The sequence below is a fragment of the Chryseobacterium antibioticum genome, from assembly GCF_012927325.1.
Classification (GTDB): domain Bacteria; phylum Bacteroidota; class Bacteroidia; order Flavobacteriales; family Weeksellaceae; genus Chryseobacterium; species Chryseobacterium antibioticum.
In genome coordinates this window covers 1-22,141 of record NZ_JABBGI010000007.1, presented here as the reverse complement: position 1 = coordinate 22,141, position 22,141 = coordinate 1, and the positions used below count along the sequence as shown (strand labels likewise).

Genomic DNA, 22,141 nt, shown 5'->3' with positions numbered 1-22,141 from the left:
CTAGCTCGGAAGCTGTCTTTTTTGTAGTTTCCTTTCTCTATACAGAGTGTATTGTTAAGATTTATTCAACCTGAATTTGTCCATCGGATATATCAGCTGAAATATTTACTTTTGCTTGCTATAAAATGAGTTGTGCCGTTTTTGTATTAATAATCAAATAATGATATATTATTAGTAATTTAATTTAAATATTGAAATTTTATTTATATTATTATTGGCTTATTATTAGGAAGGGCTTAAAAGTTGCATTTCTTGAATGGCACACAAGTTCAAGGATATGAAAAATTTAGTTAAAAATTTAGCGGCAATTTTTTGCTTAGTGTCGATTTGTACCTATTCCAGGAATGGGAGGGAATTAAATGAGATTCCTCCTTCGTACAGATTTACGGAGAGAGTAGTATCTACGGGTGATACATTACATAGACCCGATAGTAGAGTAGAAGCGGTCCAAGACTGGACAAAAGCCCCCAACAGCTATATTTTTGACCCCGGCCAAAGTAGTGATGGTCTTCTGATTCCTGTAAAAAAGGGGTATGTTATGTGGAAAGATGATAAATACATAAAAGCAGGCGGAATCCCTTCAGGGAAAGTGACTGCGGATGTATTGTGGGAAGATACCCATGGATTGATTAAATCGGGACCCGGATACTCACTGGAGATGCTGGACTCTAATCAGGATGCCAAAATAAAAGTTCCCATCAACAAAACAAAAAAAGGAAATGCCGTTGTTGCCCTGAGGGTCGACGGAGAAATCTTCTGGAGTTGGCATATCTGGGTAACAGACGATCCTACCAATGGGTCTGCTTATAAAAGCTTTACCAATATTACAAGAATGAAATCAGACGGAACGGTCGAGCCGATTCCTGATTCCGATTGGAAATGGATGGACCGTAATTTGGGGGCTTTGAGCGGATCTGTCACTTCTTCAGACTGGAACAGAAACAGCGGACTGCTCTATCAATGGGGTAGAAAAGACCCGATTCCGCCTTTGGTGACAAGAGGAAATGATTTCTATGAGGTGTCAGGTTCTATAGGAAGGGTAAGACACAGAGGCGCGAAAAATTTTAACGGAGCCGTGAGTATTGATAACCTTACGAAATTGGTTCCGCTTGCCAGCGCGGAGGTTGCCAATAATATTAGGATTTCTGTGAAAAACCCGTTAAGCCTGATCTATGTAAATAAAGACGACAACAGCGGGCAGGCATATTATAACAACAACGTGAACCTTCCGGTCAATTGGTTCGGACGGTATGCCGGAATTCCAGATAGCAGGCTCTCAGAGCTTAATCTTTGGTCAGACAATTCCCAGGGGATGATCACCACGGGATATAATAACGATAGTAGTGCACAACCTTACAGGGATAAATCTCCCTACGATCCATGTCCGAACGGGTGGAGGATGCCTTCAATGCTTGTCGCCAATTTGGCATCTCAATCTTACATCGATGATATCAGGGTAGATTTTTCCCCTTTCGGAGTTCGAACCAACATGTCTAAAAATGTTTTTGAAACAAACAAATACCACATCATAAAACCTACAGATAATGGTGTTCCTACATTTATGACGGGATTTCGGGTTTATCCCAACCTTGGTTTTGATCTCTCGAATGTTGGCGGAAATAATATAGGGATTTTCCCCGGAACAGGACAGCTCATCAGGAATGCCCACGTAGGGCAGTATACCGATCAGCACCATACTGCTTTGTGGACAGCAACGATGGCCAGGCACTTTGATGCATCTCCGGCAGTAATCACCAGAGGGCTTTTTATGCTCCCTGATAAAGGACAACCGGATACTCCGGATCCTAATTATCCCAATATTAAAGGAAGGTATTTCTATATGCCAATGTCGGGAATGTATACCTCCGAAGCCAATGGTTGCCGATGTATCAAAGATCCGCTTTATATCGTAGATCGTTATGATTTTCCTTCTGAATACCTCCCTTCTGTTTCAGAATACCTAGAGGGGTTGAATAACCCCAATGCCTATCAGGCTGTTAAAAATACCCAGCCGTATACTATAGAAATTCCCGTAAGTAAAGCTTTCTCAGTGCAGAGTCTGCTTTTGAATAACCCGGAAATACTGAATCCATCTAGTTTCAGTAATTTAAAGGCAAATGTGCTTTGGACGACCAATACGGCTCTGGTCAACAGGATTTCAGTCATTAATCCTTCTCCTTCTTCACTTCAGGGGATCAACGAATCCAGGATTTCAGTTGTAATCAATCCGAACCAGAGCGGGAATGCGGTAGTAACATTACACAATGGGAGTATTTCTTCTCCGGTATACTGGAGCTGGCATATCTGGATCACAGATTCTTCTCTCGGATCTTTTAATTATACAACGGAAGCTCCGGTTGCTGAGGCTGTGAACTATGTGAACTATGTAACTAAGGCAGATGTTGTGCTTCAGACAGAATTCATGGATAGGAATCTGGGGGCAGTAGATGCTTTCCCAATGGTTGCGAATGGGCTTACGCCCACCACTGCAGAGCTTGCAAAAATCAGAGCCTCTACAGGAATGCATTATCAGTGGGGAAGAAAAGACCCAATTCCTACCTTTCAAAATGCGGATAATAAAGCTACGTTCAATATATTTTTAGGGGCAGCATCAGATAATGGGGCAGTGGCTTATACTACCCTTACAGCTGCTATGTATAATAATATGCAAGGAAATTATATTATCCCTTACAATGCCTATGCTGCCGTTTCAAATGTGCAGAGTACGGACAGACCGGCAGATAAAATAGCCAAAGTACTGTCCTATTCAGTAAAGAATCCTTTGGTGTATATGATTCCAAGTACTTTCGCTCCCTATAACAGTGCTGTACCCAATTATACCAACGGAACAGACTGGCTGGCTAATGAGCCGAATCTTGCCGCAGACCGATGGGGTAGAGGGGGAAAGAAATCTCCTTTTGATCCATGCCCGGAAGGTTGGAGAATCCCGGATCTTACAAGTGTGGCATTGGTTTCCAATCAGGATTTTGGACAGTCTCCATGGTATAAAAAAGATAAAAAAATAGGCACTTTTTATAATGTCATGACAGACTATTCAGGGATTAGAGTGAGAAATCCATCCACAACTTCTACCATAGGCTATATGTTTGTGGGGGCATCATATGTGGTAGGGAATTTTCCGGATTCAGGAACACGTGGCTTTAGAAGTGTTCTTGCGAATCAATCTTCGCAGGGAACCTTTAATACCGTTAATTTCCAATACCCTGGGGTTTGGACGGGAGCTCTGGCAGCCAACTATCTGGGAAGATCAGTCAATGTTTTATTTGATGCAGCCTCTACAGCCAACCGCTTTATTGCCTTTAATGATAATAATGATCCGTACTTCGGGACGAGTTGCCGATGCGTGAGGGTGAAGTATGATACTGACGGAAATGAGGCGGGTCCTATTTCCAAACTGCAGGTCGCAGTCTTGGCTTCCGGTAAACAGGCAGCGGTGTTGAGTAATACTGAGGTAAAGGAAAAAGTAAATGAAAACAAGATCTCTTTATTCCCGAATCCGGTAAAGGATGTTCTTTATATCAGTGCATCACAAGAAAGTGACTATTACTATCAGATCTATAATATGTCTGGTCAGTTGGTAAGGTCTGGCCAGTTCGAAAACGGAAAAACAGATGTATCTGCTCTTCCTTCAGGAATATATTTAGTAAGAATTAATAATTCTGAAAAGATGGTAAAAATAATCAAACCGTAAAACTTTAAAAATACAGTAGCAGAGCAGAATAGGGTTTCCTGTTCTGCTTTTTTATGCCTTCCATATACTTTGCATCTATCAGCATTGATGAAAAATTCTATATCATCTATTTTATTGAGGCCGAATTTTGGCCTAAACTGTACGCTCTAAAGCACTTGATATGCCTAAAAACGCCCTCGGAAGCGCATGTTAAACGTATCTAAATATTAAATTAAACTGTTTTAACAAAAAGTATATAATAAAAAAGCTTTACTTTTGCAAAAAATTTTTTTAGAATGTCGAAAAATTTAGTAATCGTAGAGTCCCCGGCAAAAGCAAAAACTATTCAGAAATATTTAGGGAAGGATTTCGAAGTGAAATCAAGTTTCGGACACATCCGTGATCTTCCAAAAAAAGGAATGGGAATAGACCTTGCCACATTCAGTCCTGATTACGAAGTTTCGGCTGATAAAAAGAAACTGGTAGCAGAATTAAAGGCTGCCGTAAAGAAAGCCGAGATGGTATGGCTGGCTTCCGATGAGGACCGCGAAGGAGAGGCTATTGCATGGCACCTTGCAGACGAATTAAAATTAAAGCCTGAAAACAGAAAAAGAATTGTTTTCCACGAAATTACTAAAAATGCCATTCTAAAAGCTATTGAAAATCCAAGAGATATTGATCAGAATCTGGTAAATGCTCAACAGGCGAGAAGAGTTTTAGACAGAATTGTAGGTTTTGAAATGTCTCCAGTTCTTTGGAAAAAAATAAAACCTGGTCTTTCAGCAGGAAGAGTACAGTCTGTAGCTGTAAGATTAATTGTAGAAAGAGAAAAAGAAATCCGTGAGTTTGTTCCAAAAGCAAGTTTTAAACTGGATGGAATCTTCTTAAATAAAACCGAGCAGGAAATTTCTGCTAAACTAAAAAAAGACTTCGAAAAAGAAGAAGACGCAGAGAAGTTCCTTGAAAAAGCAAAAACTACAGAATTCAAAGTTCTGAATGTTGAAACAAGACCGGGAACACGTTCTGCATCTGCACCATTTACTACATCCACGCTACAGCAGGAGGCTTCTTCAAGATTGGGGTATAATGTAACCAATACGATGCGTCTTGCACAGAGACTATATGAAGAAGGGTACATTACCTATATGAGAACTGACTCCGTCAACCTTTCTCAGGAGGCTATTGAGGGAGCGAAAAAACAGATCACTTCAGAATACGGATCTGAATATTCTTCACCAAGAAACTACACAACAAAATCTGCTTCCGCACAGGAAGCCCATGAAGCAATTCGCCCCACTGATTTTGCTGTGAAAAGTATCAGTGATGTTCAATTAAACAGATTATACCAATTAATATATAAAAGAACACTGGCCTCACAGATGGCTAACGCCAAAATTGAGAAGACGGTCATTGAAATAGGAAATGCATCGTTGCCCCAGCATTTTGAAGCGCAGGGTGAGGTGATCATTTTTGATGGTTTCCTAAAAGCTTACGGGATTGTAAAGACAGAGGACGATGATGAAGAAAACAACGAAAAGCTTTTACCTAAAGTAAGTGTAGGTGAAACTTTAAGTTATAAAAAAATTATAGCTTCAGAAAAATTCACAAGACCAAGCGCGAGATATACGGAAGCTGGACTGGTGAAAAAACTGGAAGAACTAGGAATTGGACGTCCGTCTACCTATGCACCGACCATCCAGACCATCCAAAACAGAGAATATGTCGACAAAAGAGAGATCGATCCTCACACCCGTGAAGTGGTCAAAATGTCTCTGATAAAAGAGAAAATCAAAAAAGAAGTTCTTGAAGAAAAATTCGGGGGCGACAAAAATAAATTTGTCCCTACAGATATCGGTGAGGTAGTGAATGACTTCTTAACGGATAATTTCAAAGAAATTCTAGACTACGGATTTACCGCAAGAGTAGAAGAAAGTTTTGACGAAATTGCCAACGGAGATCAGAAATGGAAGGAAATGATGACCAATTTCTACTCAAAATTCCACCCGAGAATTGAAGATGTAGAAGAAAATGCTGATCGGGCGAATGGTGACAGACTTCTTGGAGTAGATCCTAAAACAGGTAAAAATGTTCACGCGAGAATCGGAAGATTCGGAGCGATGATTCAGATTGGTGAAACTGAAGATGAAGAAAAACCAACTTTCGCTTCATTGATGACCGGACAGAATATTGCAACCATTTCCTTAGCTGAAGCACTGGAGCTTTTCAAGCTTCCGTTTGAACTTGATGAATTTGAAGGACAAGGGGTTTCTGTGGGCGTGGGGAGATTCGGCCCTTACGTAAAGTGGGGTGAAGCGTTTATCAGCATTCCAAAAGGAGAAGATCCTCTCGCTGTGAGCCAGGCGCGTGCAGAAGAGATCATCAACGAAAAGAAAAAAGCGGATGCACCTATTGCTACTTACAAAGGAGATCCGGTAACCAAAGGAACCGGAAGATTCGGACCGTTTATCAAATACAAGGACTTGTTTATCAATGTTCCGAAAAAATATAATTTCGAGAGCCTTTCACAAAGCGATATCAACGAATTAATTGATGCCAAGCTAGAAAAAGAAGCCAACCGATACATCCAGCAATGGGAAAAAGAAAAGATCTCTATCGAAAATGGGAGATGGGGTCCTTTCGTTAAATTCGGAAAAGCAATGTTTAAGATTCCGAAGAAAAAAGATGATACAAAATATGAGGCTGAAGAGCTGAAAGATGTGTCTCTGGATGAGGTGAAAAAATGGATCACAGATCAGGACAAAAATGCTTTTGTAGAGAAAAAGAAGCCAGCCGCAAAGAAACCGGCAGCGAAGAAAACAACTGCTGTGAAAAAGCCAGCCGCCAAAAAGAAGTAATCTTAAAATAAATATACAAAGCCGTTAACAATATGTGTTGACGGCTTTTTTTATGAACAAAAATGCCACAGGATAGGAACTTGCTGTGGTTTTTTTGTATGTTTGTTCAGTAAAGCAATTAGTAAATTAACCTATTCTCAAGTTTTCGGATTAAAAATATGGATTTTGAAGATTTTATCATTTCACCAAGAAATTTCAAAGCAGAAAGCTGGCAGATCGGCAGTAAGATTACGAAAGATATAAAAGAAGACAGTATCGTTCTTCTCTTTGTTTCGGATTACAGAGGAGCGGGCGGCGATGCGGAAGTACAGGATTTTACAGCAGTCAGAAAAGAGTTTTATAAACTTTCACAGCTGGATTTTGAAATTCCTGTAGTAGATCTTGGAGATCTTGTTTCCGGGAAATCTGTTCAGGATTCCCATTACATTCTGCAGGAAGTTTTATCAGCATGCCATTACAAAAGAGCCCTTCCGGTGATTATCGGAGGGTCCAACGATTTTGCTTTCTCACTATTCTCAACATTGAATTTTCATAAGAAAAATATCAATTATACCCAGATCAGCAATATTATTTCCCTTCAGCAGGGTGAGGCTATCAATGAACATACTTTTTTAGGAAAGATATTAGGGTCTAAAAATTTCTCGATCAAAAACTACCATCACTTAGGATATCAGAAGCATCTGAATGAAGCAGATTCAATAAAACTCATTAAAGAAGTTGAATTTGATATCATCCGTCTGGCTGAAATGATGAATTCCACAGAAAAAACAGAACCGTTTTTCAGGAAAACAGATTTGGTAACCTTAAACTGTGATGCCATTGAAAGCTTCAGTGAACCCTTTTCTATGAATCCTCAGGTGAACGGATTGAACAGGAGAGAGATCTGTGCCTATATGAAAGAAATAGGATTGAGCGAAAACTTAAAGTCTGTAGGGATTTTTAATTATAATATCTATTCCGAAAATCAGTTAAATCATCAGCTACTAGCACAAATGATCTGGTATCTGATCGAAGGGATCAACATCCAGCGGTCTCATCCCAGAGAAAGACATTATGAGCTGTTCTATGTTTTGATAGATGAAGATCAATATGCTTTCAAACGGGATACCTTCAGCAATTTATGGTATTTTGGGGATGATGACAATATAGAAAACTGTATTCCATGTTCCAGGAAAGATTTTGAAGAAGCAAAAAGAGGAACGCTTAATCCCAGGCTGACCTTTTAAGTATACACAAGATGAAAAAAAAGATAGTATTAAGTAGTGTTCTGCTGACCGGAGTGTTCTGCTTCGTATATTTCTGGAATAAATATTCCTATGCAGGAGAGGAAAATTATTTTTCTTCCGGTACAAAACCTGAAACCGGGTTACAGATCGGTATTATTGGCGACAGTTGGGTCGTGAGACAGAATTTAGATTCCCTTCTGGAAAAGAAACTTTTGGATAAAGGAGTTCAGTCGGAAATCTATTCATCCGGAAATCCAGGCGCCAAGACTAAAAGGATTTATGAAAATCTTTTTAAAGACGATGGAGAAGAGTTCTCTTCCAAAAAAGTAATTGATAAAAAACCGGATTACTGCATTGTAATTGCTGGGGTCAATGATGCGGCAACCCATGTAGGACCTGAATTTTACACCCACCATATGGTGATGATCATCAAAACGCTGTTGCATTATAACATCAAACCCGTTGTGGTTTCTCTTCCTGAATTTGGAGTCGAAGAAGATTTTAAAAATAAAAATATAATAAGCAGTCTTAGCAACAGAGGGGCCGAATTATTTTTAAACGGAGGAACAGAATTTAAGATACCAGATTACAGAACAGCCCTCCTGGAAGACTTAAAACGTAATGGACTGGATAAAAAAGCGGCCATTTTAAATTTCGATGAAGTAAGCAAAGATTTTGATAAAAACCGAAATTTATATGCAGATCCGCTTCATTTAAATAAACAAGGCTATCAGAAATTCAGTGAATTTTTAGCAAAAGGAATCGTTAATTTAGCAGAAACAAAATGATGGTTTCAATTATAGTTCCCGTGTATAATGTAGAGAATTATCTGGCTAAATGCCTGGATTCTCTTGTGAGTCAAAGTCTTCAGGATATTGAAATTGTGGTTGTTAACGATGGAAGTAAAGATGCCTCCGGACTGATCATTGAAGAGTATGCTAGAAAGTTTCCGGGAAAAATAAAAGCGTTTACCAAAGAGAACGGAGGTTTAAGTGATGCCAGGAATTTTGGATTAGACAAAGCTTCAGGAGAATATATAGGTTTTGTGGATAGTGATGATTATGTCACAAACACAATGTTTGAAGAAATGTTGCAACTAGCAGAAAAGCATGATGCTAAAATGGTTATCTGTAATATCCAGAAAGTAGATCAGAACGGAAAAGTTGTCCAGAAACTGACGCAAATTCCCAATATGTCAGAAAAGATTGAATTGGAAGATCATTTTTCAGTTTTTTCGGATCTTAGCTATTTTGCCTGCAATAAGTTGTTTAAAAAAGATCTCTTTGCTGATAAAAGGTTTAAAAAAGGAGTTCATTTTGAAGATATTCAGCTGATACCGCAGCTGCTTCTTGAGTGCAAAGTTGTGGCTCAGACGCAGAATTTTCATTATCAGTACCTGGAGCGTACAGATTCTATTACGAAAACCCATACAGAAAAAGGGCTTGATATCCTGAAGGCCGTGAAAGATGTGGAATCTGGATTTGAAGAATCAGAATATTCCCATAAGAGGAAAGAACTGAAAAATTTTCAGATTTTTGAAGGCGTGTATTCTTTTCTTGCTTATGTTGCTTTTGTGAAGAACGAAGAAACGTTCAATACAATGACTGATGAATTGGCCATTTTTATGGAAGAAAGAAAAATAAAAATTCAAGATATATTGAGCTATAGTCGTTTCGGTAAGAATTATCTTTTATCTTTGCCAGTGAAAAAAAAGATTTTTTATCTGTTATTTTTTGCCGGACAAAAGAAATTGATAAGAAAAATGTTATAACACAAATGATAAGTACAATTATTTCGGTCATCACTAAAACTTTGACAGAGAGTTTCTTATGAAGCGTCTGGAGAAGTTTTATCAGAGGCATTAATGATGTACTTGATAAAAAAAAATGAAGAATTTTGAATTGTTCTTAAGCGAATCAGGAATTTCTATTTTTTACGTGAAAATAGGACTGGGTTTTCTGTTTGCTTTTTTAATTACCTATTTCTCCATTCCTACCATCATTAAAATATCCAGAAGAAAGAATCTTATGGATGAGCCAGGGATAAGGAGTTCTCACCTCAGGAAAATCCCCAATCTTGGAGGGATTGCTATTTTTTACTCGATCGGAATCTCCGCATCAATCTTTGCCTACGAACTATTTGATCTCTATAAATTTTTATTTGCCTCATTAATTATCCTTCTTTATATTGGAGTGATGGACGATATCGTTGTGATGAGAGCGTATAAGAAACTGGTAGCACAAATCATTGTATCATCACTTATTGTAATAGGATCGGATATCAGAATCAAAAGCCTGTTTGGGATATTGGGGATATATGAACTTGGTTATATTGTAAGTATATTGTTCAGCATCATTACCTTTATTGTCCTGATCAATGCATTCAATCTGATTGACGGAATAGACGGATTGGCCGGCGGATACTCTGTCATTTGCAGCGGCTTATTTGGAATAAGCTACTACCGGTTGGGAGAATATAACTATCCATTAGTAGTTTTGTCAGCGATTATTATAGGAACTGTACTGGCATTTCTGTACTATAATCTATCTAATTACAGGACCAATAAAATATTCATGGGGGATACGGGATCAATGCTTCTCGGTTTCCTGCTGGCTTTTACATCCATCTGTTTCATCGATATTTTCATCGATAAAGAACTTCCCAATGTTCCGAGGTATCACCTTCAGTCAGCTCCGGCTATTGCGGTAGCTATTCTTATTTTGCCTATAGTAGACACCTTAAACGTGATCATTGTAAGGATCTGCAATAAAAAATCACCTTTTGATGCCGATAAAAACCATATCCATCACAAGTTGCTCAAACTAGATCTTACGCACAGACGTTCCACATTTTATATCATTGTTTATTATCTGATGATCGTAACGGTAGCTTATTATTTAAGGCATATCAATATAAATCTGCTTCTGCTGATAATCATTTTACTAGGTTTTTTTGGTGCCTACCTCCCAGATATTATTTATCGTTTACGAAATAACAAGAAAATATCAATTTAATTTTTACTTTTGCAAACAACATTCAAATATGATGAAGAACTTAAAGTATTTATTTTTAATATTACCCTTTTTTATTACATCCTGCATCACCAAAAAAGATGTGAGGTATATGCAACCCAGCGAAAGCCTTGTAATTAATGAGGAAGGACTTATTCCCTACAATATTCCTACCTACAGAATTACAAAGAATGATATACTTAATCTCAATATTGTAACTACTCCTAAGGGAGATGCAGCTCAATTCTATTCTTCTCTAAATTCATCAGGTGGAGTTAACGGTGGTAATAATACCGCATCAGCAGGTGCTGGAGGTGGTACTGGCGGCTCATCTGTGGGAGGAAATATGAATTTTTATTTTAACGGACTGAAGGTAGATTCCAAAGGAGATATTAATGTCTTCGGAATAGGATATGTTAAAGCGGAAGGAAGAACACTTGAAGACCTTACTCAGGAGCTTCAGGAAAAAGTAAATGAAAACTTTCAGGAAGGAAAGGCTGAAGTAAGGCTGAATACAAACGGGATTACGTATTATATTTTGGGAGATGTAGAAACTACAGGTCTTTCAGGAGAAAAAGTAGTACACAAAAATACACTTACAATCACGGAGGCACTTGCTATTAATGGAGGTCTGAACAGAACGATAGATAGAAGAAATATAGTTATCCACAGAAAACTGCCGGAAGGAATCAAAAAAGCAACAATAGACCTTACTCGCGAAGATATTATGAATTCGCCTTACTATTATATACAGAATGGTGACGAGATCTATCTGAATACCAGAGGAAAGAGCTTGAACGGATTTGGGAAAGATCCTGTACAAACTTTAGTTACTGGAGTATCGGTGATTACTACAGCATTATCAATTTACCTGCTTCTTAAAAACCTTTAACCATGATTCCAGAAAAAGACACCAAAGTAGGGAAAAGTGAACTCCAGAAGGAAAAGTACGGATCGTTTGCATTATTTGATATTGAACATTTTCTGAGAAGAATACTCAAAAACTGGTACTGGTTTGTATTTATGCTGTTGATCGGCTATGTTATTTCCTGGGTATACAGTAAATATTATGCACAGAATATTTATGCTTCAAACCTTTCTTTGAGCATATCCAATAATACTTCCAGCTATTTTACACCTAACCAGTCTATCAACTTTATCTGGGGACAGAACGGAAATCAAGATGGAGTTTATCTTAAAAAAATGCTTTTATCAAGATCTCATAACGAGTTTTTGGTGAAAGAACTAGATCTTTTTGTTAATTATTCTACCAAAGGAGTAATCAAATCAACGTATATTGATAAAACAGATTCGCCGATCTTTCTGCAAGTAGATAAAAAACACCTTCAGCAGATTAATTATCCTATTACGCTGATTCCAAAAGGAGGAGATTCCTATGAGGTAGTTCTTCCGACAGAGGGACAGTCTACCAACCTGTATAGCTATGAAACAGAAGGCTTTCAGTCTATTAATGGATACAGCAAACCAGCAAATAAGATCATAAAAATTAACGAATGGTTTAATTCTCCGAATCTTAGATTCAGATTGCTTAGAAATACTGATACCCCCAAAATAAAAGTTGAGAATATTATCGTGACACTTAATTCTGTTAACCAGAGTGTTAATGATATTGTTTCTACAATAGGAGTAGAATTTGATAAGGAGATCGGGACGATCATGATTATCAATAAAAAAGGATTTAATCTCAACAGTACTGTAAATTTCTTAAATAAATCAGTAACGGAACTTCAGAAAAAAAGACTTGCCGATAAAAATATAGTTAATAAAAATACAGATCTTTATCTACAGAATAATATAGATAATATCCGCAAAAAACTAGATTCAAGTGCTACAGCTTTGAACTACTTAAAAACTTCAGAAAAGCTTTATAATATTAAAGACAGAGACGAAAAGTCTTTAGATAAAATAAAAGACCTTGAAGCGAAGAAAGCTGATATTGTAAGTAAGATCGGCTCACTGAACAATATTAAAAATACTTTACAGGCTCAAGATTTTGATAAAATGATCAGCACCAATGCTGCCGGTTTTGAAGACGGATTCTTTTCTGCTTCTGTGACAGAGCTTAAAGCTTTATACATGAAGAAAAGAGAAATGTCAACCATCTATAAGCCGAACTCTGAGCCTATTAAAGAAATAAACAGACTTATTGATGAAGCAAGATCAGGATCTTCTGGTACTTTGAGAAATTATTATACGAAATATTATGATGAGATCAGTAAAATAGACCGACAGGTGGCAGAAGCAAATATCGATCTGAATTCATATCCTGAAAAAGAAAGAAAATATCTCGATGCAGAAAGGGGATACAGTATGATAGAAGCTACATACAATAGCCTTTTGGGAAGACAAAATGAGGCGCAAATGAAAGTGGCTACCAACCAGTCGGATATAACGGTAATAGATCCTGCCAAGAACCTGGGACAGGCTCCGATAGGTCCGAATATCAAAGCGATAAAGCTGGCAATTATGACCGGACTGCTATTACTTCCATTATTATTCATTCTCATCGGGGAAGCATTAGATAATAAAATCCGAAATATCAAAGAATTGTTAAGTGCAACGAAGATTCCGCTTCTGGGTGTGATTGGAAACAACAGCAACGAGAATATGCTTACCGTTTTGGAACAGCCTAAATCATCAGTATCAGAAGCGTTCAGAGGGATAAGAGCGAGCATGAGATTTCTGATGGAAAACAATAAGGAAGACGGGAAAGGAAAAACCATTTTGGTTACTTCATCCATTGGAGGAGAAGGAAAAACATATATTTCTATCAACTTGGCTTCAGTAATAGGATTAAGTGATAAAAAAACAATCCTGCTTGGGATGGACCTTAGAAAGCCTAAGATTTTCGGGGATTTTAAAATCGATAATAAATATGGGATCTCCAACTATCTTACAGGAGAAGTTGAAATAGAGCAGATCATCAATAAAACCAAAATTCCTAATCTGGATGTTGCGACTTCCGGACCTATCCCTCCCAATCCTTCAGAGCTCTTAATGAGCGAAAGAAATTTCAGATTTTTAGAAGAGTTGAAAGAAAAATATGATTTTATCATTATCGATTCGCCGCCGGTAGGTCTGGTAGCTGACTCGTATGAGCTGATGAAATATTCTGATGCCAACATATATGTGGTGCGTCACGAATATACAGAAAAATATATGCTGAAAATGATTACGGAGAAGTACCATAATGAAGAAATTAATCATTTAGGTCTTATTTATAATGACTATAATACAAAACAAGGCTATGGATATGGCTACGGCTATGGATACGGTTACGGCTATTTCGATGAAGACAAAAATTATAAAGAACCATTATTGATAAAAATACGAAATAAGGTACAGACAATATTTAATAAAAAATAGCGTTTTAAACCCTCAGCAAATGGGGGTTTTTTAATACGTTCAGTATTTGGAATCTAAGGAAAAAAGAATATTTTTGCCACTTTGCCGTTTACTTTATAACAAATTATGTTTTTTTGTTTATTTTTAACTATACATTAAGAATATCATTAATATAAAAATGTTTTATATTTGCAAAAATTAAATTTTAAAATAACCATAAATCCATATTCTTTTATGAATAAAAAATTATTGTTTAGCTTTCTTGCCCTCCTTGGAATGGTAAGTGTTAAAGCACAAAGAAACGAATTGGGAGTTCGTCTAGGGATGAGTAACCTAGTAGGGGACATTGGAAGGACCAATTACATTTTACAAAAGCCGTTGGATTTAGACAGGATGTCAGAATGGGGATTCCCATTTTATGGAGGTTTATTATATAGATTTAATTTTAACCCGCACCAAACCGTTAGATTGGACTTAGGTTACAACCAGATCCAGTTCAGCGATAAAGCTGCAAAAGAAGAATATAGAGTGAATAGAAACTCATACGGAAAAAACAATGTATACGAAACCAGCTTAATGTTCGAATACAACTTTTTCCCTATCAATAACGAGCAGGTAAGCATGGTGAGCCCATACATCTTCGGAGGTATCGGTGCTTTGATGTTTGATTCTCCTAAAGCTAATCTTGTCCATGACTTTAGAAGAGATGCAGACGGAGTAGCACAGGCTCCTCTTAATGAACTGGATTTTAAAAGTACTCCGGAATACACATTAGGAAAAAAAGTAACAATGCATATCCCTTTTGGGGTAGGTTTAAAATATAAGTTCAACCATAGCTGGGCTATATTTGCAGAAGCTACATTCAGATATACATTAACAGATCAGTTGGATCACAGCAGAATTATGTCTAAAGATGTAACTTCCAGCTTTAATGCTGATATCCTGGATCCTACTACAGGCGGTTCGCTGCTGCAGTCAGGAAATTATTATGCAGTCTCTAAAGAAAGAGAGCAAGAACTTATTAACAAAAGAAATATAGGGGATGAAAGGTCCAAAGATTGGATGAATACTTTTAGTTTAGGACTAAGTTATTCATTCGGAAGACCTCCATGCTATTGTGATTAATTAATATGTCGTTGATTAAAGATAAAATAAATTCTGAGAATTTACCGAAACACGTCGCCATCATTATGGATGGCAATGGAAGATGGGCAAAAACTCGTGGCGAAGAAAGAACCTTCGGACACAAGAATGCCATTAATGCAGTAAGAAATGCCATTAATGCCTGTAATGAGATTGATATACCCTATTTAACACTGTATACATTTTCTTCTGAAAACTGGAGCCGTCCTGCAGATGAAGTAAGTACACTGATGAATCTGCTGGTGGAAACCTTATTGCTGGAAGCCGAAGAAATTTTCAGCAAAGGCCTTAGAATGCATGTTATAGGCAATCTGGGAAAACTGCCTCTCCTGGTGAGAGAACAGCTTGAAAGGGTTGTAGAACTTACTAAAGAAAACACAAAAGGCAATTTAGTGCTGGCAATAAGCTACGGTTCACAGAACGAAATGTTAGATGCGGTAAAGAATATCAGCTCTGATGTGAAAGAAGGAAAAGTTGATGTTGAAAATATTGATGAAAAACTATTCGAAAGTTATCTGTATACAAAAGACTTTCCTCCTGTAGACCTTCTAATCAGAACAAGTGGTGAAATCAGAATAAGCAACTTCCTTCTTTGGCAGATTGCTTATGCAGAACTACAGTTTTTAAATGTCCTATGGCCAGATTTTACAAAAGATATCTTTTTCCAGTGTATTGTTGATTATCAAAACAAAGAAAGAAGATACGGATTGACTGGCGATCAGATAAATGCCCAATAAATTTAAAGAAAAGAAAGACTCGATAAAATGAAGTTTAGACTATTACCCATCATAATGTTTGCTGCTTCGGCGCATTTTTATGGACAAGTAACTCCTCAGGACAGCACTAAAGTAAATAGCGCTGTACATGCAGAAAATGACGCAGGAACTTACACTCTTAAAGACATTGTTGTAGATGGGGTAAAAAAATATACGCCGGCACAGATCTTACGATTTACGGGCTTAACGAAAGGCGAAGTTGTAGATATTCCAGGACAGAAAATCAGTAACGCTGTTAAAAAGCTTTGGGATACCCAGTCTTTTTCAGAAGTTGAAGTGTATGTTCAGAGTATTGAAGGGCAAACCATAATTTTAAGATTCTACTTAGAAGACCTTAAAGAACTTGGTGAAGTAAAATTCACAGGTAAAGGGATCGGTAAATCTAAAAACGAAAAGCTGACTAAAGACAACAATCTAAAGCCTGGAACAAAGATCACCCAAAACCTGATCTCTGGCCTTAAGACTAAAGTTCCTAAGGATTACGTGAAAAAAGGTTTTGCTGATGCTAAAATTACCATCCAGGATAAGGTGAATGCAAACGATCCGTCTATGGTAGACTGGACCATCAATGTAGAAAAGGGCAAAAGAATAAAAATTGACCATATCGAATTTGAAGGCAACCAGAGCGTTACCGATGCTCAGCTTAGAAAAAAAGCTTTCAAAGAAACCAAACAGAGAAGATTTGGGATCGGTGGTATTCTGAAGTCTTCTAAATTTATTGAAGAAAAATATCAGGAAGATAAGCAAAGCCTTGTAAGCTACTATAACTCTTTGGGATATAGAGATGCTGCTATTGTTTCAGATTCCGTATGGAGAAATAAAAGAAATAACTACGAAATCAATGTAAAATTAAACGAAGGGAAAAAGTATTATATCGGAGATGTTACATTCACCGGAAATACAGTGTATCCTACAGAATATTTACAGAGATTACTAGGATATAAAAAAGGAGATATCTACGATGCCGTAGGTTTCAATAAAAAAGTAGGAGAAGACGGAGGTAAAGAAGACGATTCAGACATCAAATCGATGTATATGAATAACGGTTACCTTTTCTCTAACATTACACCGGTGGAAAAATCGGTATCCGGAGATGCTGTAAATCTTGAGATCAGAATTAATGAAGGAGAACAAGCCACGTGGAATAAAGTGACTTGGCAAGGGAATACAACCACCCATGATCATGTTGTACTGAGAGCTTTAAGAACAAAACCGGGGCAGCTTTTCAAAAAAACAGAAATTAAGAGAACTTATTTTGACCTGGCAGGTATGTCTTTCTTTGATCCACAACAGGTAGGTCAGGATATTCAGCCGAACCAGCAGGATAATACCGTAGATATCAACTGGAAGCTGGTTGAAAAAGGGTCTTCTCAGGTTCAGTTACAGGCAGGATACGGTGGTAACAGCTTTATTGGTACCTTAGGACTTACATTCAACAACTTCTCTCTGAAAAACTTCCTTAAATTTAAAGACTTTAAGCCGGTACCTCAGGGAGATGGTCAAACTTTATCTATCCAGGCACAGGCAGGACAATATTTCCAAAACTACGGAGTTTCATTTACTGAGCCTTGGTTGTTTGGAACTAGACCAACTGCGCTTTCAGTAAGTTTAAACACTTCCAGAGTAAAATATAATGACAGTAATGGTGGTGATCAGAAGCTTAACATCTTCTCCGCTTCAGTAGGTCTGAACAGATTACTGAACTGGCCGGATGACTATTTCTCATTGTACACAGGAATCCAGTTCCAGAATTATAAATTCAGTAACTATCCATTCCAGTTTGGAGATACAACAGAATACTACGGGGATGCCAATAACTTAAGTCTTAACTTAGGTTTAAGCAGAAACTCAGCAGGTCTTGACCCTATCTTTCCAACAACGGGTTCAAATATTGAAGTTTCCGCGAAAATGACCGCACCTTACTCATTGTTCAGTAATAAAGATTATTCTACAATGTCACCGGTTGACAAATATAAGTGGATGGAATTCTACAAAATCAAGTTCAAAGCCGACGTTTATAACGAAGTTGCTGGAAAACTGGTATTGAGATCTTCTGCTGAAATGGGATTCATGGATGGATACAATAAAAAACTTGGTGCTCCGCCATTCGAAAGATTCTATGTTGGAGGTACAGGTTTATTTGGAGGTAGATATGACGGTCGTGAATTGATTCCTTTAAGAGGTTACGAAAATGCTTCTACATATGGAGGAGAACCTGACGATATTACACAAAAAGGTGGAGGTACAATCTATAACAGATTTACATTAGAGCTAAGATATCCGATTTCAATGAATCAGACCGCCAAGATTTATGCACTTACCTTTGCTGAAGGGGGTAACGTATGGAACTCATGGAGTGCATACAATCCATTCCAGTTGAAAAGATCAGTAGGTGTTGGGGTTAGGGTATATATGGGGGCGTTCGGTTTGATCGGATTTGACTTTGCTTATGGATTTGATAAAACTGTTTCAGGAACAGAGCCATCTGGATGGAGAAACCACTTCTTGATGAACCAATCATTATAATTCATACCTATGAAGAACTTTAAAATCATTTTCACATTTGTATTTTTACTGCTTTTTGGGTTTTCAAATGCCCAGAAAATAGGAGTGGTAGATACTGAGTATATTTTAAATAAATTACCTCAATACAAAGAAGCCGAAGCAAGATTAAATTCACAGATCGATACCTGGCAGTCAGAACTTCAAAATCTGCAGTCTGAGTACGAAAGAAAAAAAGCGGCATTTGAAAGTGAAAAAGTTTTGCTTATCGGAGACCAGCTAAAGCTTAGAGAGAAAGAAGTAGTCGATCTCGATAAAAACATCAAAACAACAACAAGCTTACGTTTTGGAGCCAATGGCGAAATTACAAAGCTGAGAACAAATCTGGTTGTGCCGTTCCAGGATCAGATCTGGGGCGCTGTGAAAACAGTGTTCGAGAAGAACGGCTTAGGCATAGTTATTGATAAAAGCAACACTAATGTTATTATTCATCAGCCAAGATTTGATTATACAGAAAAAGTATTGGATGTCTTATTAAAAGGATCGAATGGATCTGATAAAAAAGAAAAGAATAGTAGTAAAAGTAAAAAGTAACTTTTAAATTAACTTTTACCTAAAATTGAAATCTAAAAACAAATTAAATTATTTATTTTACCAATTATGAAAAAATTAAGTGTATTATTTGCCGCGGTAATAATGGTTGTATCGGTAAGTATGGCAAAAGCTCAGAAATTAGCTACTGTAGATTTAATGGGGGTTCTTAATGCAATGCCTGAAAAGAAAAAAGCAGATACTGACATAAAAGCCTTCTTAGATGCAAAACAAGCTGAGATCAAGAAAAAAGCGGATGCAGGACAGGCTAAATTAAAGCAGTACAGTGAGGAAGCTCCTAAGAAAACTGCTGACGAAAACAAAGCTAGAGAAGTAGAATTACAGAAGATTCAGGAAGAGATTGCTCAAATGCAAGAGAAAGCTCAGAAAGATCTTCAGGGTAAGCAAGATGTTGCTTTCGGACCTATCGAGAAAAAACTGAACGATGCTATCGAAAAAGTAGCTAAAGCTAGCGGATATGAATTCATTATGGATGCAAACTCTGCAGCATTGGTTTACAAATCAGGTGCAGACGCTACAGCTGCTGTTAAGAAAGAATTAGGGATCAACTAATAAATTAACAAAGTTTTATAAATTAACCGCCTCTTTTAGGGGCGGTTTTTTTATTTTTGCGCTATGGAAAGAGAAGTATCAACGACCGTTAAAGTGAGATTCAGCGATTGTGACCCGATAGGACATTTGAATAATGTAAAATATTTGGACTATATGTTCAATGCCAGAGAAGATCATGTAGAAACATTTTATGGATTCACATACGAAGAATATACCAAGAAGACCGGATGCACATGGATTGCCATTCAGAATGAGATCGCTTATTTAAAAGAAGTGAGATACAATACTCAGGTTGTGATCAGCAGCAAGACCATAGAAGTCCAGGACCGAACGGCTAAGGTAGAAATACTGATGAAAAGCCTGGATGAAAAAACAGTTCATGCCGTACTATGGGTTACTGTGATCTATTTCAATCTCAAAACAAGAAAATCAGAAGTTCACCCCGAAGACATAAAAGAAACTTTTCATAAGTTCTATGTCGACCTGGAGCAGAAAGATTTCCAGCCAAGAGTAAAGTTTTTAAGATCTCAAAACGCGAAAAATTCGTAACCACCTGGAAAAAGGGAAATAATCTTTTATGATGAAAGCATATATTTTCTTTTAGCAGTACATTTGATACGTAAAATAATAAATTACAGATGAAAAAAATAGCAGTAATAGGAAGCAATGGGCAGTTAGGTAACTGCATCAGAAAAATAGCCCCTGATTTTGAAAATTCCTATGAATTCATATTTACAGATTCTCAGACCTTAAATATTACAGACGAAGATCAGATCAATGACTTCTTCTACGATAACAAACCAGATTACTGTATCAATGCATCAGCATACACAGCGGTTGATTTAGCTGAAAAAGAAATTGATAAAGCATTTGCCGTAAATGCTGACGGAGTCGGATACCTTGCCCAGGCCTGTGCAGGTCATAAAACTATTCTGATTCACATTTCCACCGATTATGTATTTGATGGGGATACCAACCTTTCCTACTCAGAAGATGATTTCACCAACCCAACCGGAATATATGGTGAATCAAAAAGAAAAGGAGAAGAACTGGCATTAGAAATCAATCCAAAAACCATTATTTTAAGAACTTCTTGGCTCTATTCAGAATTTAATAAGAATTTTGTTAAGACAATGCTGAACCTTTTTTCTCAAAAGGACGAATTGGGAATTGTTGCAGACCAGTTTGGGCAGCCCACCAATGCCAATGATCTCGCAGAGGCCATCATGGATATTATCCAAACTCCAAACAAAACCTTTGGTATTTTCCATTTCTCAAACTATCCGGAAACTACCTGGTTTGAATTTGCTAAAAAGATTGCCGAATTTTCAAACTCTTCAGTAAAATTAAATCCATTAACGACAGAACAATATCCTACGCCTGCAAAAAGACCGGCCAGAAGTACCATGTCTTTAGATAAAATAGAAGCAATTTATAAAGTAGAAGCGAAGCACTGGGAAAATAGCCTCGAAGAATCTGTAAAAATACTTACACAACAATAATTATGAAGAATCTAGCAGTTGCCTTTTCTGTATTCTGTGCCCAGCTTTGTTGTGCACAGAATGTATACCTTTCGAAAGTTGAAAAAACAAACGACAATACAGACAAATTCCTCTATAAAAAAACTGAAGCTACAAAGGGTGCCGAATATTTAGGGGAAATTGAAGTTCAGGGATTCTCAAATGATGATGCAGCTGTTTTTTCCTTAATATATAAGAAGGCAAAAGAAATAGGGGCCAATACATTTTCATTTAAACCTTTCGAAAATATAGATGGAACTCCGCAGCCCCTCAATCCTGCAAATTATAAAATTGCTCTATACTATACTCCCAAAGAAAATTTAGCAGGCCAGAAAGGGGTGCTTTATGTTTTTGCTTCCTCAGACAAAGATCAAAAGATTAATATCAATAGGAAGGATTATATAATCACACCAAGATCTTATCTTACACAGAATATCATTCCCGGAGAAGTATATACCATATCAACAAAAAAACTTCTAGGTTCCACGATTAAAGTTCAGGCCAAAAACAATGATGAAAACCTATATTTTCAGGTTTCATCTGCAAAAGTTAAATCAGATACCTCTGGAACGGGTGGTTTAAACCTAAAGTCAGGTGATATTATCGGATTGGAAAAGTCCTATGCAGAGTTTTTGAGCCTTATATATGTACAGAATAAACAATAGAACTAAGACTGGAGCTAAAAGGAAGATGAAATTAAACATTAGTTTAAATTTTCATCACTGCTTATCAATAGTTTATGATTTAATATTGTCAAATGATGAACTTTATGTTAAATAAGTTTGTTTTGCGTATTAATAAGTTGTTATCTTTGCCCCACTGAAAAACGGAAGTTCTTTGGTAGCACAGAAGAGCTTTTAGATAAGCGATACTATTTATGAAAATGC

16 protein-coding genes are annotated in these 22,141 nt (G+C 37.1%); all 16 read left to right on the top strand.

All coding sequences use genetic code 11. The features are described from left to right. The first annotated feature begins 277 nt into the window (after positions 1-277). The 16 genes from HHL23_RS06735 (at position 278) to HHL23_RS06660 (ending at position 21,919) form a co-directional block, all read left to right on the top strand. Positions 278-3,712 carry a T9SS type A sorting domain-containing protein gene (locus HHL23_RS06735; protein ID WP_169234045.1) on the top strand — a complete coding sequence of 1,145 codons (3,435 nt, stop codon included), beginning with the start codon at positions 278-280 and terminating at the stop codon, positions 3,710-3,712. A 275-nt stretch (positions 3,713-3,987) separates the two neighbouring features. Beyond that, a complete protein-coding gene (gene topA / locus HHL23_RS06730) occupies positions 3,988-6,546 on the top strand; it encodes a type I DNA topoisomerase (RefSeq protein ID WP_169234044.1) in 2,559 nt (852 codons plus the stop codon). A 158-nt stretch (positions 6,547-6,704) separates the two neighbouring features. Continuing rightward, on the top strand, positions 6,705-7,772 hold the full coding sequence (locus HHL23_RS06725) for a formimidoylglutamase (protein ID WP_169234043.1): 1,068 nt from the start codon (positions 6,705-6,707) through the stop codon (positions 7,770-7,772). An 11-nt stretch (positions 7,773-7,783) separates the two neighbouring features. Continuing rightward, on the top strand, positions 7,784-8,560 hold the full coding sequence (locus HHL23_RS06720) for an SGNH/GDSL hydrolase family protein (RefSeq protein WP_169234042.1): 777 nt from the start codon (positions 7,784-7,786) through the stop codon (positions 8,558-8,560). Next, complete coding sequence (locus HHL23_RS06715; RefSeq protein ID WP_169234041.1) at positions 8,557-9,543, top strand: glycosyltransferase family 2 protein; 987 nt, start codon at positions 8,557-8,559, stop codon at positions 9,541-9,543. Before HHL23_RS06720 ends, HHL23_RS06715 begins: the two co-directional genes overlap by 4 nt. Positions 9,544-9,658: 115 nt before the next feature. Then, positions 9,659-10,786, top strand: a complete 1,128-nt coding sequence (locus HHL23_RS06710; RefSeq protein WP_169234040.1) for a glycosyltransferase family 4 protein — start codon at positions 9,659-9,661, stop codon at positions 10,784-10,786. Positions 10,787-10,814: 28 nt separating this feature from the next. Continuing rightward, on the top strand, positions 10,815-11,675 hold the full coding sequence (locus HHL23_RS06705; RefSeq protein ID WP_169234039.1) for a polysaccharide biosynthesis/export family protein: 861 nt from the start codon (positions 10,815-10,817) through the stop codon (positions 11,673-11,675). A gap of 2 nt (positions 11,676-11,677) precedes the next feature. Beyond that, complete coding sequence (locus HHL23_RS06700) at positions 11,678-14,170, top strand: exopolysaccharide transport family protein (RefSeq protein ID WP_169234038.1); 2,493 nt, start codon at positions 11,678-11,680, stop codon at positions 14,168-14,170. 213 nt (positions 14,171-14,383) lie between these two features. Then, positions 14,384-15,274 (top strand): type IX secretion system protein PorG, encoded by an 891-nt coding sequence (gene porG / locus HHL23_RS06695; RefSeq protein WP_169234037.1) that lies wholly within the window; start codon positions 14,384-14,386, stop codon positions 15,272-15,274. 5 nt (positions 15,275-15,279) lie between these two features. Continuing rightward, positions 15,280-16,029, top strand: coding sequence for a polyprenyl diphosphate synthase (uppS, locus tag HHL23_RS06690; RefSeq protein WP_169234036.1), 750 nt, complete (start codon positions 15,280-15,282; stop codon positions 16,027-16,029). 27 nt (positions 16,030-16,056) lie between these two features. After that, positions 16,057-18,594: an outer membrane protein assembly factor BamA gene (bamA, locus tag HHL23_RS06685; RefSeq protein ID WP_169234035.1), complete on the top strand. Its 2,538-nt coding sequence runs from the start codon at positions 16,057-16,059 to the stop codon at positions 18,592-18,594. A 9-nt stretch (positions 18,595-18,603) separates the two neighbouring features. Beyond that, complete coding sequence (locus HHL23_RS06680; protein WP_169234034.1) at positions 18,604-19,164, top strand: OmpH family outer membrane protein; 561 nt, start codon at positions 18,604-18,606, stop codon at positions 19,162-19,164. 66 nt (positions 19,165-19,230) lie between these two features. Further along, a complete protein-coding gene (locus HHL23_RS06675) occupies positions 19,231-19,734 on the top strand; it encodes an OmpH family outer membrane protein (protein ID WP_169234033.1) in 504 nt (167 codons plus the stop codon). A 63-nt stretch (positions 19,735-19,797) separates the two neighbouring features. After that, a complete protein-coding gene (locus HHL23_RS06670) occupies positions 19,798-20,283 on the top strand; it encodes an acyl-CoA thioesterase (RefSeq protein WP_169234032.1) in 486 nt (161 codons plus the stop codon). A gap of 89 nt (positions 20,284-20,372) precedes the next feature. After that, positions 20,373-21,236, top strand: coding sequence for a dTDP-4-dehydrorhamnose reductase (gene rfbD, locus HHL23_RS06665; RefSeq protein WP_169234031.1), 864 nt, complete (start codon positions 20,373-20,375; stop codon positions 21,234-21,236). Between the two features lie 2 nt (positions 21,237-21,238). Continuing rightward, the gene (locus tag HHL23_RS06660) at positions 21,239-21,919 is read left to right on the top strand and encodes a hypothetical protein (protein ID WP_169234030.1); all 681 of its coding nucleotides are present in this window, start codon (positions 21,239-21,241) and stop codon (positions 21,917-21,919) included. Positions 21,920-22,141: the final 222 nt, after the last annotated feature.

What these genes read in the sequence shown, in the direction of transcription:
- HHL23_RS06675 (WP_169234033.1), top strand. Translation starts at nt 19,231, where the DNA reads ATGAAAAAATTAAGTGTATTATTTGCCGCGGTAATAATGGTTGTATCG.
- HHL23_RS06705 (WP_169234039.1), top strand. Translation starts at nt 10,815, where the DNA reads ATGATGAAGAACTTAAAGTATTTATTTTTAATATTACCCTTTTTTATT.
- HHL23_RS06680 (WP_169234034.1), top strand. Translation starts at nt 18,604, where the DNA reads ATGAAGAACTTTAAAATCATTTTCACATTTGTATTTTTACTGCTTTTT.
- bamA (WP_169234035.1), top strand. Translation starts at nt 16,057, where the DNA reads ATGAAGTTTAGACTATTACCCATCATAATGTTTGCTGCTTCGGCGCAT.
- uppS (WP_169234036.1), top strand. Translation starts at nt 15,280, where the DNA reads ATGTCGTTGATTAAAGATAAAATAAATTCTGAGAATTTACCGAAACAC.
- HHL23_RS06735 (WP_169234045.1), top strand. Translation starts at nt 278, where the DNA reads ATGAAAAATTTAGTTAAAAATTTAGCGGCAATTTTTTGCTTAGTGTCG.
- HHL23_RS06670 (WP_169234032.1), top strand. Translation starts at nt 19,798, where the DNA reads ATGGAAAGAGAAGTATCAACGACCGTTAAAGTGAGATTCAGCGATTGT.
- HHL23_RS06660 (WP_169234030.1), top strand. Translation starts at nt 21,239, where the DNA reads ATGAAGAATCTAGCAGTTGCCTTTTCTGTATTCTGTGCCCAGCTTTGT.
- rfbD (WP_169234031.1), top strand. Translation starts at nt 20,373, where the DNA reads ATGAAAAAAATAGCAGTAATAGGAAGCAATGGGCAGTTAGGTAACTGC.
- HHL23_RS06720 (WP_169234042.1), top strand. Translation starts at nt 7,784, where the DNA reads ATGAAAAAAAAGATAGTATTAAGTAGTGTTCTGCTGACCGGAGTGTTC.
- HHL23_RS06725 (WP_169234043.1), top strand. Translation starts at nt 6,705, where the DNA reads ATGGATTTTGAAGATTTTATCATTTCACCAAGAAATTTCAAAGCAGAA.
- HHL23_RS06700 (WP_169234038.1), top strand. Translation starts at nt 11,678, where the DNA reads ATGATTCCAGAAAAAGACACCAAAGTAGGGAAAAGTGAACTCCAGAAG.
- topA (WP_169234044.1), top strand. Translation starts at nt 3,988, where the DNA reads ATGTCGAAAAATTTAGTAATCGTAGAGTCCCCGGCAAAAGCAAAAACT.
- porG (WP_169234037.1), top strand. Translation starts at nt 14,384, where the DNA reads ATGAATAAAAAATTATTGTTTAGCTTTCTTGCCCTCCTTGGAATGGTA.
- HHL23_RS06710 (WP_169234040.1), top strand. Translation starts at nt 9,659, where the DNA reads ATGAAGAATTTTGAATTGTTCTTAAGCGAATCAGGAATTTCTATTTTT.
- HHL23_RS06715 (WP_169234041.1), top strand. Translation starts at nt 8,557, where the DNA reads ATGATGGTTTCAATTATAGTTCCCGTGTATAATGTAGAGAATTATCTG.